This window comes from Kitasatospora cathayae, from assembly GCF_027627435.1.
Classification (GTDB): Bacteria; Actinomycetota; Actinomycetes; order Streptomycetales; family Streptomycetaceae; genus Kitasatospora; species Kitasatospora cathayae.
In genome coordinates this window covers 1,035,033-1,048,498 of the sequence record NZ_CP115450.1, presented here as the reverse complement: position 1 = coordinate 1,048,498, position 13,466 = coordinate 1,035,033, and the positions used below count along the sequence as shown (strand labels likewise).

At 74.0% G+C, this 13,466-nt stretch carries 15 protein-coding genes; 8 read left to right on the top strand and 7 right to left on the bottom strand.

The genetic code is table 11. The annotated features are described in order from the left end of the window. The first annotated feature begins 183 nt into the window (after positions 1-183). Both O1G21_RS04860 and O1G21_RS04855 read left to right on the top strand, forming a co-directional pair. A complete protein-coding gene (locus O1G21_RS04860; protein WP_270141075.1) occupies positions 184-327 on the top strand; it encodes a hypothetical protein in 144 nt (47 codons plus the stop codon). Beyond that, on the top strand, positions 317-493 hold the full coding sequence (locus O1G21_RS04855; RefSeq protein ID WP_270141074.1) for a hypothetical protein: 177 nt from the start codon (positions 317-319) through the stop codon (positions 491-493). Before O1G21_RS04860 ends, O1G21_RS04855 begins: the two co-directional genes overlap by 11 nt. 40 nt (positions 494-533) lie before the next feature. On the opposite strand, the gene O1G21_RS04850 is transcribed toward O1G21_RS04855, so the two are convergent. Beyond that, positions 534-1,859, bottom strand: a complete 1,326-nt coding sequence (locus O1G21_RS04850; protein ID WP_270141073.1) for a DUF5685 family protein — start codon at positions 1,857-1,859, stop codon at positions 534-536. Positions 1,860-2,074: 215 nt separating this feature from the next. On the opposite strand from O1G21_RS04850, the gene O1G21_RS04845 reads away from it, so the two are divergent. The 3 genes from O1G21_RS04845 to O1G21_RS04835 are packed head-to-tail and all read left to right on the top strand — an operon-like array spanning position 2,075 to position 4,825. Beyond that, on the top strand, positions 2,075-2,638 hold the full coding sequence (locus O1G21_RS04845; protein ID WP_270141072.1) for a helix-turn-helix domain-containing protein: 564 nt from the start codon (positions 2,075-2,077) through the stop codon (positions 2,636-2,638). Further along, complete coding sequence (locus O1G21_RS04840; RefSeq protein ID WP_270141070.1) at positions 2,635-4,110, top strand: MFS transporter; 1,476 nt, start codon at positions 2,635-2,637, stop codon at positions 4,108-4,110. Before O1G21_RS04845 ends, O1G21_RS04840 begins: the two co-directional genes overlap by 4 nt. A gap of 28 nt (positions 4,111-4,138) precedes the next feature. Further along, positions 4,139-4,825, top strand: coding sequence for an alpha/beta fold hydrolase (locus O1G21_RS04835; RefSeq protein ID WP_270141069.1), 687 nt, complete (start codon positions 4,139-4,141; stop codon positions 4,823-4,825). An 84-nt stretch (positions 4,826-4,909) separates the two neighbouring features. On the opposite strand, the gene O1G21_RS04830 is transcribed toward O1G21_RS04835, so the two are convergent. Next, on the bottom strand, positions 4,910-5,524 hold the full coding sequence (locus O1G21_RS04830) for a hypothetical protein (RefSeq protein WP_270141067.1): 615 nt from the start codon (positions 5,522-5,524) through the stop codon (positions 4,910-4,912). A 36-nt stretch (positions 5,525-5,560) separates the two neighbouring features. Further along, positions 5,561-6,970, bottom strand: coding sequence for a DUF2252 domain-containing protein (locus O1G21_RS04825; protein ID WP_270141065.1), 1,410 nt, complete (start codon positions 6,968-6,970; stop codon positions 5,561-5,563). Positions 6,971-7,111: 141 nt separating this feature from the next. On the opposite strand from O1G21_RS04825, the gene O1G21_RS04820 reads away from it, so the two are divergent. Beyond that, positions 7,112-7,519, top strand: coding sequence for a ribosomal maturation YjgA family protein (locus O1G21_RS04820; RefSeq protein ID WP_270141063.1), 408 nt, complete (start codon positions 7,112-7,114; stop codon positions 7,517-7,519). Positions 7,520-7,526: 7 nt separating this feature from the next. Here O1G21_RS04820 and O1G21_RS04815 read toward each other — a convergent pair whose 3' ends face one another. After that, positions 7,527-8,309 (bottom strand): SGNH/GDSL hydrolase family protein, encoded by a 783-nt coding sequence (locus O1G21_RS04815; protein WP_270141061.1) that lies wholly within the window; start codon positions 8,307-8,309, stop codon positions 7,527-7,529. 325 nt (positions 8,310-8,634) lie between these two features. On the opposite strand from O1G21_RS04815, the gene O1G21_RS04810 reads away from it, so the two are divergent. Together O1G21_RS04810 and ddaH are read left to right on the top strand one after the other, a co-directional pair. Beyond that, positions 8,635-9,516, top strand: a complete 882-nt coding sequence (locus O1G21_RS04810; RefSeq protein ID WP_270141059.1) for a 4Fe-4S domain-containing protein — start codon at positions 8,635-8,637, stop codon at positions 9,514-9,516. Positions 9,517-9,690: 174 nt separating this feature from the next. After that, on the top strand, positions 9,691-10,515 hold the full coding sequence (gene ddaH, locus O1G21_RS04805; protein WP_270141057.1) for a dimethylargininase: 825 nt from the start codon (positions 9,691-9,693) through the stop codon (positions 10,513-10,515). Here the strand turns inward: ddaH and O1G21_RS04800 are convergent. The 3 genes from O1G21_RS04800 to O1G21_RS04790 are packed head-to-tail and all read right to left on the bottom strand — an operon-like array spanning position 10,505 to position 13,331. Then, positions 10,505-11,146, bottom strand: coding sequence for a LutC/YkgG family protein (locus O1G21_RS04800; protein ID WP_270141055.1), 642 nt, complete (start codon positions 11,144-11,146; stop codon positions 10,505-10,507). The two genes, ddaH and O1G21_RS04800, sit on opposite strands and share 11 nt — an antisense overlap. Beyond that, the gene (locus tag O1G21_RS04795; protein ID WP_270141054.1) at positions 11,143-12,573 is read right to left on the bottom strand and encodes a lactate utilization protein B; all 1,431 of its coding nucleotides are present in this window, start codon (positions 12,571-12,573) and stop codon (positions 11,143-11,145) included. The genes O1G21_RS04800 and O1G21_RS04795 overlap by 4 nt, the downstream gene beginning before the upstream one ends. Next, positions 12,570-13,331 (bottom strand): (Fe-S)-binding protein, encoded by a 762-nt coding sequence (locus O1G21_RS04790; protein ID WP_270141052.1) that lies wholly within the window; start codon positions 13,329-13,331, stop codon positions 12,570-12,572. Before O1G21_RS04790 ends, O1G21_RS04795 begins: the two co-directional genes overlap by 4 nt. Positions 13,332-13,466 lie beyond the last annotated feature (135 nt).

Genomic DNA, 13,466 nt, shown 5'->3' with positions numbered 1-13,466 from the left:
AGGTCGTGCTCAGGTCCGGCCTTGCAAGTGTTAGGAAACCTTCCTAACGAGTGGCATTGAACCATCAACCCATGTCCACGCCAAGCCGCCCGACGCCCTCGAATTCGGGAGGACTGCGGACCCTCCCGTCCCACCAGCCCCTCGTTTATCGCCCGTTGATCGTCGACGCCTAGCGTCGGGCCCATGGACGACAGGACGGCAGAGTGGCCGGGGGCGGCGCCCGAGGGGCGGATGACGGAACAGGACGCCGAGCGGTTCCGGCAGTTGCTGGCCGGGCTGGAGAGCTCGCTGGCGGCGGACCGGGAGGCGGCGGGGCGTGACGCCTGAAGCCGCCGAACCGCGCGCCCCGGTGGCGGTGCTGCCGCTCTGGCGGCGCGGGGAGGGGCGCGGCGAGGAGCACCGGGACGTGGACGTGGACCGGCCCGGGGTGCTGCGGGGGCACCCCGGGCCGGTGGCGTCCGGTCAGCCGCAGGCCATGCCGGACGAGGCTTGACGGACCAGGGTCAGGGCCAGGCGCGGGACCAGGACCGGGATCACGAGCAGTCGCAGCAGCAGCCGTCACAGCCGCAGTCGTCGCACCCGCAGTTGTCGCAGCAGTCGCACCCGCACTTGCAGCAGTCGCAGCAGTTGGGATCGCAGGCGTTGCAGCAGTCGCAGCAGTCGTGCCGCTCGCAGAACCCCTTGCGGCGCTCGCGGCTGAACGGGTCGTCGTGCTCGCAGCAGAGCAGCTGGCAGGTGCAGGCCATCAGCGCCCACACCGCGCACCCGGCGAGCAGGTTGCGCGGGTGGGGCGGCTTCCCGCCGGGCGGCGGGATGAAGCCGGGGCCCTGCGGCACCCACGGCGGGACCGGCGCCTGGTTCGGGTCCTGGCCGGGGTACGGACCGCCCGGGTAGCCGGGCGGCGGCACCTGACGCGACGGCGCGTCGTGCGGGTGCTCGGCGCTGGCGATGCCGGCACTGCCGGAGCCGTGCTTGCCGCTGCGGCAGCTCGCCCCGTGCCCGGCCCGGCCGAAGACCCGGTCCACCGCGCTCTCCGTCTCGTGCCCGAGCAGCACGTGCACCAGCGCCCGGTCGGTCAGTTCGACCTCGCGCAGCGCCAGCCGGATGCCGTGCACGGCGTCGCGGCAGAGCCGTTCGGCCTCGGCCCGGTCGGTGCCGGTGGCGGTCAGCGGGTTCCAGGCGCCCGAGGCGGCGTCGGCGGCCTGGTCCTCGGCGGCGTCGAGGAGGTGGGCGAGCCGGCCGAACAGCCGTCCCGCCTCGGCGAGCGGTGCGGCGTTGCCGGGGCGGCCGGCGATCACGGCAGTGTGCGCGAAGGCGGCCGACGTGGCGGTCTCGGTGGGCTCGGTGACCAGCAGCACGGAGCTGCCGGGCAGCAGTGAGCGCTCCAACTCGCCCTGCCGGGAGGCGGCGTCGAGCAGCACGGCGGTGTCGAAGCCGACGGTGGAGGCGCTGCCCGCGCTCTTGCGGTCCCAGCGCCGGGTCACCGCGCGGGCCCCGGCGGCGACCGGGCGGCGGGCGAACACGCCGTCCCGGTCCTCGACGTGGTCGCGGATCTTCACCGAGGCGAGCGCGAGCGAGACGGCGGCCGCCAGCCGGGCGCCCTCGCCCTTGGCGACGGAGGCGGTCCGCATGCCGCGCAGCGGGCAGGGCCCGGCGGTGCGGCGCCAGCTGGAGTCCTCCCGGGCGGCCTGGGCCTCGACCAGGACGGAGATGATCAGCCCGTCGTAGTTGGTGGCGGTCCGGGCGAGCTGCCCGTGGTCGTCCCGCAGGGCGAGGCAGAGTCCGCACAGGTGCGCCATCCAGGACGCCTGGAGGCGTTCGGACAGTCGGTGCCTGCACGGTCTGATGATGCCGAACACGATCCTGGTCCCCCTCGCCCGATGGGCCGCTGACCGGCCACTTTGTCGGCGGACATCATATGATCAGCGACCCGCAGGAGCCGCATGGTGGGCCGAACCTGAGCCGAGCTGCTGCCAGTCCGTCACCAAGCCCTCGCCAAGCCGTCGCCAGGCCGTCGCCAGCCCCATCGAAAAGCACGAGAAGGTGATCTCACATCCGGGATAGCATCACGGATATGGGAATCGACACGGCCGCCGACGAGCGGCTGGCACGACGGCTCGCCGAGCTGCGGGTCGAACGCGGCTGGACGCTGGAGGAGTTGGCCCGGCTGGCCGACGTCAGCCGGTCCACGCTGTCGCGGGTGGAGCGGGCCGAAGTCAGCCCGACCGCTGCGCTGCTCGGGCGGCTCTGCGCCGTCCACGGGCGGACCATGTCCCGGCTGCTCGCCGAGGTGGAGTCCGGCCCGGCCCCGCTGGTGCGGGCCGGGGAACAGCAGGTCTGGCAGGACGAGACCACCGGCTTCGTGCGCCGCTCCGTCTCCCCTCCGCACGGCTCGCTGCACGCCGAGATCATCGAGGGCCGCCTCCCGGCCGGTGCCGACATCGCCTACGACCGCCCCTGCCTGCCCGGCCTGGAACACCACCTCTGGCTGTTCGAGGGGCAGTTGGAGCTGAGCCTGGACGGCGAGCCGCATCTGCTCGGCCCCGGCGACTGCCTGCGCTACCGCTCCGGCACCAGCCGCTTCCGCAGTCTCGGTCCGGGAGAGGCCCGCTATGCCCTGGTGGTGGTCGAGCCGTGAGCGCCGCCAGCGGTCCGATACCGAAGAAGGAACGCTTCGACGCCGCCGGGCGCCGCGTCCTGCTGGTCTGTGTCGCGGGCGGCTTCACCACCCTGATCGACCAGTCCGTCCTCAACACCTCGATCCCCGCGCTGCGCCAGACCCTGCACGCCCAGCCCGCGCACCTGCAGTGGATCGTCGCCGGGTACTCGCTCGCCTTCGGCCTCGCGCTGATCCCCGGCGGGCGGCTCGGCGACGTCAAGGGCCGCAAGTGGTTCTTCGTCTCCGGGCTCGCCCTGTTCACCCTGGTCAGCCTGGTCTCCGCGACCGCCACCGACCCGACGGTGCTGATCGCCGCCCGACTGCTCCAGGGAGCCGGCGCGGGGCTGGTCAACTCCCAGATGATCGGCACCCTCCAGGACGTCTTCGACGGCCAGCTGCGCGCCCGCGCCCTCGGCATGTACGCCGTCACCGGCAGCCTCGCCTTCGCCCTCGGCCCGCCGATCGGCGGCCTGGTGCTGGCGGCGGCCGGCCCCGAACTGGGCTGGCGGCTGACCTTCCTGCTCAACGTACCGTTCGGACTGGCCACCCTCGCCCTGGCCGTCCGTCACCTGCCCAGGCCCCGCCCCGCCACCCGGCACGCCGACCTCGACCTGCTCGGCCTGCTGCTGGTCGGCGCGCTCACCCTCGCCCTCATGCTGCCCTTCGTCCAGCCGCCCGGCTGGGCAGGCTGGTTCGCCTTCGCGGCCGGGGCCCTGGCGCTGCTCGGCGCACTCATCGGATGGCAGCGCCGCTACGCCCGCACCGGCGGGCACCCGCTGATCCACCCCGCCCTCACCCGCTCCGCGCCGTACGCCCTCGGAACGGCCACCGCGATGGCCCAGTTCGGCTCCTCGCTGGCCGCCTCCCTGGTGCTCACCATGTTCCTCCAGGACGGCCTCGGCCTGTCCCCGATGGGCGCCGCCCTGGTGTCGCTGCCCTCCGCGCTGGCCATGGCCACCGCCTCCGCGCTCGCCTGGCGCGTGGTGCAGCGCCTCGGCCGACGCACCGTCACCATCGGCATGACCGGCTCCGCGCTGGCCATGCTGCTCAACGGGCTCCTCGCCCACTGGGCGCCCGCCGCCGTCCTGCCCTGGCTGCTCGCCCTGCTCCAACTGCTCAGCGGCGCCTCGGTCGGCCTGATGGGCTCCACCAACCAGGCCTACGTGCTGCGCCACGCGCCCGCCGAGGCGGCCGGGGTGAGCGGGGCGATCCTGCAGATGGCGCAGCGGATCGCGGCGGCGGTGGCGGTGTCCGCGCTGTCCGGTGTCTACCTGCGGGAGACGGCCGGGGGCGGCGGCCACCGCGCCGCCTACCTGACGGCGAGCCTGGTCTGCGCGGCGGTGGCCGGACTCGCGGTGCTGGCCTCGGTGTTCGCGGGCCGGGCGAGCCGGCGGGAGCCGGCGGCGGAGGAGCCGGTCGCGCTGAGCCGAGGGCGAACAGCCGTCCGGTAGCGGCCGGTCGGCGCGTACGGTGGCGGGCATGACGACAGTACGAACGGTGCGGCTGCCCGAGGTCACCCTCGCCTACCGCGAGAGCGGACGCCCCGACGGCCCGCCGCTGGTGCTGCTGCACGGCCTCGGCGAGCGCGCCGCCGACTGGGACGCGGTGCTGCCCGACCTCGCGCCCCGCCACCACGTGTACGCGCTCGACCTGCGCGGCCACGGCGACAGCGGCCGCACCGCCACGTACAGCCTGGAGGCGATGCGCGGCGACGTGCTCGCCTTCCTCGACGCGCTCGGCCTGGACCGGGTCGACCTGCTCGGCCACTCGATGGGCGGCGCCGTCGCCTACCTGCTCGCCCAGACCGCGCCCGAGCGGATCGACCGGCTGGTCCTGGAGGAGATCCCCGCCCTGTACCCGCGTCCGTCGAGCGTGCCGCCGGAGGGCGCGGAGGAACCGGCGCACTTCGACTGGGCGATGGTGCGGGCCGTCAAGGCGCAGCTCGACACCCCCGACCCGGCCTGGCGGGAAGGGCTGACCCGGATCACCGCCCCCACCCTGGCAGTGGCGGGCGGGGCCACCAGCCACGTCCCGCAGGAGCGGATCGCCGAACTCGCCCGGCTCGTCCCGGACTGCCGCCTGGTCACCATCGAGGCCGGGCACCTGGTCCACAGCGCCCGCCCGGCCGAGTTCATCGCGGCCGTGGCGCCGTTCCTGGAAGCCTGAGCCGGGGCGCCGGAGGCCGGACGCGGGATACCGGGACGCCGGACGTCGGGATGCCGGGACACCGCGCACCAGCACGGCGCACTGTCACCCGAAGACGATCGCGCGGCCGGTGGCCAGGCTGGCCCGGCAGGCCTGGTACAGCTGGTGCCAGGTGAAGACCTCGGGCTCGAACGGGTCGTCCCCCGGCAACGCGTCCAACCGGGCCGACTCCGCCGGGTCGAGCGAGCCGTCGGCGGCCAGCCGTATACCGAGCGCCGCGGCGAACCCCTGGAGCTCGGCGAGCAGGGCGCCGCTGGAGCCCACCATGCCGGCGCCGGGCACACCGGCCTCCTCCGGAAGGAAGAGCGGATCCTCGAACTCCGCGGGTACGTAGTAGCCCTCGTGGTCGGCGTGGCAGAGCAGGTGTGAGTCGAACATGACCGTCTCGTCGTCGACCCGTTCCAGGTCCTCCTCGTACTGCTCGCGGCTGACCCCGCGCGCGCCGGTGACCGGCTCGCCCAGCCGGTGCAGCACGTACACCCGCCGCAGCCCGGACAGGTAGCTGTACGGGAAGCCCGCCGAGAAGGCCCCGGCGGCGTCCAACGGAGCGGCCGGCTCCCGCCAGACCACGCCCTCGGCCGCCAGCGCCCGGTGCAGCACCTCGGCCTCGTCCCGCATGTCCGGGGTGCTGAGCGCCCCCACACTGATCGACAGTCCCATGCCGCGGAATCTAGCGCAGCCCTCCGACAATCGCCCTCAGACCCCCTGCTCGGCGGGGAGCCGCCCGCTGCGCACCGCCGCGACCAGCTCGGCGTGATCGGCCTCGGTGCGGTCCGCGTAGGCGACGGCGAAGGCGGCCACCGCCTCGTCCAGCGCCTCGCCCTTGCCGCAGTATCCGGCCAGCAGACCGGGGTCGGCGGTGTGGGCGTGCGCCCGGGCGAGCAGCGCGCCGGTGATCCGGCCGTAGTCGTCCAACTGGGTCGGCAGCAGCGCGGCCGGATCGACGCTGCCCTTGCGGTTGCGGAACTGCCGTACCTGGTAGGGGAGTCCATCGACGGTGGTCCAGCCGAGCAGGGTGTCGCTGACCACCTGCATGTGCTTCTGGCCGAGCACCACGCGCCGGCCCTCGTGCTCCTCCCGCCGCTGCCCGCGCTCGTCGAGGTACGGCACCAGCACGGACGGCCGGGCCTCCTTCACCTGCAGCACAAGCGGCTGGTCACGGTGGTCGGTGAGCAGCACGACGTACGAGCGGGTGCCGACGCTGCCGGTGCCGACCACCCGGAACGCCACGTCCTGCACCCGGTAGCGGGACAGCAAGGTGCGCACTTCGGCGGGCACCGTCGCCACGTACGGGCCGAGCGCCTCGGCCACCGCGCGGGCGGTCGCGTCGGTGACCTGGGTGAGCACCGGCGGAGCGGCCGTGAAGCGCCAACCACCGTCCGCGGTGCGGATGGTGCTGCGGGCGGCGAACCGGGCACTGGTGTTGCCAAGTGCCTTCGCGCCGACCTTCCGCAGCACCTCGGCGAGGTCGTGCGCCTCGGCGAAGGAAACCAACTGCTCGTCCGCCACGGCGTTCCAGGCGTCCAGGGCGGGCAGCTCGGCGAGCGTGCGCAGGGTGCGGCGGTAGGAGCCGGCCGCGTGCTGGGCGGCCGCGCGGGCGGTGGTCTCGCTCGCCCCGGTCTCCCGGCCGGCCAGCACCAGGCTGGTGGCGAGTCGCTTGAGGTCCCACTCCCAGGGGCCGGGCACGGTCTCGTCGAAGTCGTTGATGTCCATGGCGAGTTGGCCGCGCGCATCGCCGTACAGCCCGAAGTTCGCCGCGTGGGCGTCCCCGCACAGCTGCGCCGTGACGCCGGTCACCGGCGTGCCCGCGAGGTCGGCGGCCATCAGCCCGGCCGACCCGCGCAGGAAGGCGAACGGCGTGGCGGCCATCCGGCCCACCCTGATCGGCACCAGCGCAGGGATCCGGCCCGCATTGGAGGCCTCGATCGCCGCCACCGCCGTGGGCCGGCCGGCCGCGGGCGCGAACTCCGCGTGCCGCTCCCGGGGGACCGGCCCCCGCAGTGCCTTCCCCTGCTCCCGCGCCCGCTGCGCCCGGCCGTCCGGCCCGGTCGCGAACCCGGGGACGCTGAACTTCCGCCGCTCGCTGGTGTTGCCGTTGTCCGTCACTGTTCCCCGTCCGCTCGGCTCGCTCGAACTCCTGCCCGTGACGTGCACTGATGGCTCGTCAGGGGGATTGACGTCCGGCGTCGCGCGGTGGTTCCTGGGGGTGCGGATGTGACAGGCGGGGCCGCACGTAGCCTGGGGCGGGTGAACGATCTCCGGAGGGTCCTGACTGCCCGACTCCTCGCCGCCGCTGCCGCGTTGCTCACGGTAGTGGCCGGGCTGGGCGTACGCGCCGTGATGTCCGGCGAAACGGCCAAGTACGCGGGCGACGCGCTCTACACCGTCCTCGTCTATGCCCTGGTGGTACTGGTCGCGCCGAGGGTACGCCCGGTGCGGGCCGCGCTGGTGGCGGCCGGGGTGAGCTGGGCGGTGGAGCTGTTCCAGGCCACCGGGCTGCCGGACGCGTGGGGGCGGCGCAGCGGGTTGGTGCACCTGGTGCTCGGCTCGACCTTCAACCCGCCGGACCTGTTCTGGTACCTGGTCGGCGCGGCCGTCGCCGCACTGCTGCACCGGGTGCTGCGGGCCGGTCGGACCGCGGCACCCGGTCGCTGACTTAGCGTCAGAGCGGAAGCAGATCAGGCCGCTTGGGCTCGACGTGGTCACCCGAGGACTCGCCGCGCAGGCGGCGGCCGACCCAGGGGATCAGGTGCTCACGGGCCCACTGGAGGTTCTCGCGCCGCTGGTCGGCGGGGGACAGGACGCGGGCGGTCGGCCACGGGGCTTCCGGGTCGTCCTCGGTGCGCAGACCCAGCGAGCGGGCGGCCAGCAGGGCGACCCGCTGGTGGCCCTCGGGGGACAGGTGCAGTCGGTCCTCGCTCCAGGCGCGGCGGTCCTGCACCGCGCGCAGCGACCACAGGTCGGCCACCTTGCAGTCGTAGCGGTCGGCGACCGCCCGCATGTGGCCGTTGTAGGTCGCGATCTTGCCGCGCAGGTGCTTGAGCAGCGGCACCTCGCGGGTGTCGAAGCCGGTGCAGATCAGCACCGTCCCGGCGTTCTCGGCGAGTTGGGCGATGGCGGCCTCGAAGCGCTCGGCCACCTCGTCCGGGTCGCTGCCGGGCCGCAGGATGTCGTTGCCGCCGGCGCAGAAGGTGACCAGGTCGGGCTGGAGCCGACGGACCTGCGGCACCTGCTCGGCCACGATCTGGTCCAGCAGCCGTCCGCGCACCGCCAGGTTGGCGTAGCGGAACCCGCCCGGCGGCCGGCCCTCGGCGAGCATCCCGGCCAGGCGGTCGGCCCAGCCGGCGAAGGCGCCGTCGACACCGGGGTCGTTCAGCCCCTCGGTGAAGCTGTCCCCGAGGGCGGCGTAGGAACTGAGGTCAAGGGTCTCCTGGAGGTTCGGCATGAAAGAGATAGTTCACCCATTCAAGTGACCTACGCCACCGTAGGTGACCCCGACGGCACGTGAGATGGGCCACGTAGCATGCGCAGCCCTTCCCCAGCCCCTCCGCGACCCCTCCACGGCCCTCCGAGGCCGCCCACACCGCTGCACCGCCCCGGAGCGCCGGGGCGCGGAAAGCACAAGATCCGCGCCCCCTTCCGCTTTCCGGTCCGCCCGGCCGATGCTCGAAGTACGGCGCGCCGCACCGGCCGCCCTTCCTGCTGGGGGAAGAACACACCAGGACCGTTTCCTCCCCCGGCTGAAGCCGGGGCTATCCAGGAGGTATCAGATGAACCTCTCCGAGAACTGGACCGTCGACGACCGCTGCACCAACTGCGACGTGGCCCGGCAGCTCGCGCCCGACCTGATCCGCGAGCGCGACCGCAAGTCCGAGCTGATCCGCCAGCCGCGCGACGAGGCCGAGCAGCGGCAACTGCTCGCCGCGGCCCACGCCTGCCCGACCCGCTCGATCCGCCCCGGCACCGGCCGGCTCGACCCGGCCGGTGACCCGTTCCCGCTGGCGCTGGACGAGGACGGGGCGGTGCTGCTGCTCGGCCACAACTCCCGGCGGACGGCGGGCGCCAACTCCTACCTCTGCCGCCGGCCCACTGGCTGGGTGATGGTCGACACGCCCCGCTACGGCGAGGCGCTCGCCGCCCGCTACCAGGCGCTCGGCCCGGTCACCGACGTCCTGCTCACCCACCGCGACCACGCCGCGCACGGCCGGGCGTACGCCGACCGGCTCGGCGCCCGGCTGTGGATCCACGAGGGCGACCTCGCCGCCGCTCCCGACGCCGACGAAGTGCTGCGCGGCACCGAACCGGTGGAGATCTCGCCCGGCCTGATCGCCCATCCGTTCCCCGGCCACACCCTGGGCAGCGTGCTGTACGTCGCCGACCAGCGCTACTGCTTCAGCGGCGACAGCCTGTACTGGTCCCGCACCAACCAGGACATCGAGGTGCAGGAGGCGGTGACCTGGTACTCGATCGAGGAGCAGTCCGCCTCGCTGGACCGCAGCCTGGACGCGCTGCGCTTCGAGTGGCTGCTGCCGGGCCACGGCGACAAGCACCGGATGCCCGCAGAGGAGGCGGACCGGCGGCTGCGCGAGCTCGCCGTCCGCGCCCGGGCGCTGCGGACCGAACCGGTGGACTTCGCCGCGGTGCGCTGGTAATCCCCGACGGCAGTCCCCGACGGTACGGCCGCCGTGCGCCGGGGCTCGCGCCGGGTGCGCGGGGGGTTGCGCCCGCCGGGGGCGCCCGCGCGGGTGTGCGAGCGGGAGGGACGGGGCAGCCGCACCTGGAGCAACGCGCACTCCAACTCCCCGCGATCCGAGGACGGTTCAGCAATGCCCACGCACACCCCGGCGCGTACGGCGCGGCCCCGGCGCTACCTGATGTGCCGGCCGACGTACTTCACGGTGGACTACGCGATCAACCCGTGGATGGACCCGGCGCAGCCGACCGACACCGAGCTCGCCATCCGCCAGTGGGAGCGGCTGCACCGGACGTACCGCCGCCTCGGTCACACCGTCGAGCTGATCGACCCGGTGCCCGGCCTGCCCGACATGGTGTACGCCGCCAACGGCGCGACCGTGCTGGACGGCCGGGCCCTGGTGGCGACCTTCCGGCACCCCGAGCGGGCTGCCGAGTCCGAGGCCTACCAGGCCTGGTTCCGCCTGCACGGCTACCGCGCGGTGCGCCGCGCCGGGCACGTCAACGAGGGCGAGGGCGACCACCTGGTGGTCGGCCGCCGGGTGCTCGCCGGGACGGGCTTCCGCACCTCGCGGGCCGCGCACGCCGAGGCGCAGGAGCTGTTCGGCGTGCCGGTGGTCAGCCTGACCCTGGTCGACCCGCGCTTCTACCACCTGGACACCGCACTGGCCGTCCTCGCCGACGACCACGTCATGTACTACCCGGAGGCCTTCGACTCCGACAGCCGCTCGGTGCTGCGCGCCCTCTACCCGGACGCGATCCTCGCCGACCGCGCCGACGCCGAGGCGTTCGGGCTCAACGCGGTCTCGGACGGCCGCCGGGTGCTGCTTCCGGAGGCGGCCAAGAACCTCGCGGGCCGGCTCGTCGAGCACGGCTACGAGCCGATCCCGGTGGACGTCTCCGAGTTGCTCAAGGGCGGCGGCGGGGCGAAGTGCTGCACTCTCGAGCTCAGGACTTGACCAGTAGCACCTCGAGGGTGCGCGGCCCGTGCACCCCCTCGACCCGGTCCAGCTCGATGTCGCTGGTCGCCGACGGCCCGGAGATCCAGGTCTGCGGGCGCGCCGGGTCGAGCCGGGGCAGCGCCAGAGGGACGGAGGCGACGACCTGTTCGGGTGCCCGGACCACGCAGACGTGGTGGTCCGGGACGAGCGAGAGCAGCCGCCGGCCCTGACCGGGCCCGGCGTCCAGCACGATCGTCCCGGTCTCGGCGATCGCCAGTGCGCAACCGGTGACCACGCTGTCCACGGCGTCCAGTCGGGCGGCGGTGAGGCTGCCGTCGTCCGGCAGCAGCTCGACGTCACCGACGCCCGAGAGCCACGAGGCCGGCAGCCCGGCGGGCAGGGCGACCGTGCGGCTGCTGCGCGCCGCGAGCAACTCGGCGATGCGGTCCGGGAGTTCCGCCTCGGTGCAGCGGTGCACCAGGGCCCGGTAGTCGGCCAGGTTGCGGTGCAGCAGGTCGAGCAGCGCCACCGGATCCTCCGCGGGGGCGTGGGCGCTCAAGTAGCCTCGTGGCAGGGGCGGTTCAGCGACCTCGTCGGCGTCACCGAGCGCGGCCCGGATCCGGCCGAGGATCAACTCCCTTGACGTCATGCGCGGTTCCTCCGCCACCAGTCGCGGAACGGCTCGGCCGGAACCTCCGGCAGGTCCCGGCTGTCGGTCCAGGCCCGCCCGGGCCCGGGCAGCCGGCGCGGGTGCAGCGCGCGGGTGCGCCCGGCCAGCCGTTCGGCGGCCGCGAGCGCCGCCGGGTGGTCCAGCACGTACCCGGCGGCAGCCATCGCGGCCCGCTCCAGCGGGTGCCCGCCCTGCTCGGCGACCCGCTCGCGCAGGTGCACCAGCACCTCGGGGATGTCGATCGCCACCGGGCAGACCTCGTAGCAGGCCCCGCAGAGCGAGGAGGCGTACGGCAGCGAGGCGTCCACCGGGCTGCTGGTGCCGCGCAGTTGGGGATTGAGGATGGCGCCGATCGGGCCCGGGTAGACCGAGCCGTACGCGTGCCCGCCGGCCCGCTCGTACACCGGGCAGACGTTGAGGCAGGCCGAGCAGCGGATGCAGCGCAGCGCCTGGCGGCCGACCTGGTCGGCCAGCGCGGCGGTGCGCCCGTTGTCCAGCAGCACCAGGTGGAACTCGGACGGGCCGTCGTCCTCCGTCGTCCCGGTCCACAGCGAGGTGTAGGGGTTCATCCGTTCGGCGGTGGAGGAGCGGGGGAGCAGCTGGAGGAAGACCTCGAGGTCCCGCCAGGTCGGTACGACCTTCTCGATGCCGACCACGGAGATCAGGGTGCGCGGCAGGGTGAGGCACATCCGGCCGTTGCCCTCGGACTCGACCACCACCAGGGTGCCGGTCTCGGCGACCATGAAGTTGGCGCCGGAGACTGCCACTCGGGCGCGCAGGAACTTCTCCCGCAGGTGCAGGCGGGCGGCCTCGGCGAGTTCGGCGGGGGAGTCGGTCAGGCTCTCGGGCGCCGGGCGGCCCCAGGCGGCCATCCGGTCGGCGAAGATCTCCCGGATCTCGGCGCGGTTGCGGTGGATCGCCGGCACCAGGATGTGCGAGGGGCGGTCGTCGCCCAACTGCACGATCAGTTCCGCGAGATCGGTCTCGTAGGCGGTGATCCCCTCGGCGGCGAGCGCCTCGTTCAGCCCGATCTCCTGGGTGGCCATCGACTTGACCTTGACCACCTCGCGCTTTTCGATGTCGCTGTCTCCGGTGGCCCGGATCAGCCCGGCGACGATCCGGTTGGCCTCCTCGGCGTCCGCCGCCCAGTGCACGGTGCCGCCGGCCGCGGTGACGGACTCCTCCAACTGCACCAGGTAGCGGTCGAGATGGCGCAGGGTGTGGTCCTTGATCGCCTTCCCGGCGGCGCGCAGCTCGGCCCAGTCCGGGAGTTCGGCGACGGCCCGGGCCCGCTTGTCGCGGATGGTGTGGGTGGCGTGCCGCAGGTTGGCGCGCAACTGCCCGTCCCGCACCGCGCGGGCGGCGGCCTGCGGGAAGGCGGGCATGCCGAGGAACGTACCGTTCACGAGGGCCTCCAGGGGTGCTCCTCGGTGCTGGCCAGGATCTCCGCGAGGTGCAGCGGCCGCAGCGCGTCCCCCCGGCGGCGCAGGGTGCCGCCGAGGTGCAGCAGGCAGGAGTTGTCGGCGCCGCAGAGCACCTGGGCGCCGGTGCCGAGGGCGTTGGCGAGCTTGTCCTCGGCCATCGCCGCCGAGACGGCCGCGTTCTTGACGGCGAAGGTCCCGCCGAAGCCGCAGCACTCCTGCGCGCCCGGTAGCTCCAGCAGCTCCAACCCCTTGACGGCGCGCAGCAGTCGCAGCGGCCGCTCGCCCAGCCCGAGCATCCGCAGGCCGTGGCAGGAGGGGTGGTAGGTGACGGAGTACGGGAAGTAGGCGCCGACGTCCTCGACGCCGAGCACGTCGACCAGGAACTCGGTGAGTTCGACCACCCGGGGCGCCAACGCGGTGGCGGCGTCGGTGAGTTCGCTGCCCCGTCGCTCGGCGGCGGCCCGGGCGCCGATCCGCGGGTAGTTGTCCCGGACCATCGCCACGCAGGAGCCGGAGGGCGTCACCACGTGGTCGTACCCGGCGAAGGCGCGGGCCGTTCGCCGTACCAGCGGCTCACAGGCCCGGCGGTAGCCGGTGTTGTACTGCGGCTGCCCGCAGCAGGTCTGCCCGGCGGGGAAGTCCACCGTCACACCGAGGCGTTCCAGCAGCCGCACGGTGGCGACCGCCGTGGCGGGGAACAGCGCGTCGTTGACGCAGGTGGCGAACAGCGCGACCCGCAAGGCGAGCTCCCTCCATCGAATCACCCCGAAACGGCACCGGCCCGTCCGTGATCGTAACGGGTGGACCGGCGCCGATGAAGGGACCCGGGAAGGGAATCCGTCGAGGATCAGCGGATCAGCGGATCAGAGGGCAGA

Coding starts and splice junctions, on each gene's coding strand:
- O1G21_RS04860 (WP_270141075.1), top strand. CDS start 184: ATGGACGACAGGACGGCAGAGTGGCCGGGGGCGGCGCCCGAGGGGCGG.
- O1G21_RS04845 (WP_270141072.1), top strand. CDS start 2,075: ATGGGAATCGACACGGCCGCCGACGAGCGGCTGGCACGACGGCTCGCC.
- O1G21_RS04835 (WP_270141069.1), top strand. CDS start 4,139: ATGACGACAGTACGAACGGTGCGGCTGCCCGAGGTCACCCTCGCCTAC.
- O1G21_RS04830 (WP_270141067.1), bottom strand. CDS start 5,524: ATGGGACTGTCGATCAGTGTGGGGGCGCTCAGCACCCCGGACATGCGG.
- O1G21_RS04815 (WP_270141061.1), bottom strand. CDS start 8,309: ATGCCGAACCTCCAGGAGACCCTTGACCTCAGTTCCTACGCCGCCCTC.
- O1G21_RS04810 (WP_270141059.1), top strand. CDS start 8,635: ATGAACCTCTCCGAGAACTGGACCGTCGACGACCGCTGCACCAACTGC.
- ddaH (WP_270141057.1), top strand. CDS start 9,691: ATGCCCACGCACACCCCGGCGCGTACGGCGCGGCCCCGGCGCTACCTG.
- O1G21_RS04800 (WP_270141055.1), bottom strand. CDS start 11,146: ATGACGTCAAGGGAGTTGATCCTCGGCCGGATCCGGGCCGCGCTCGGT.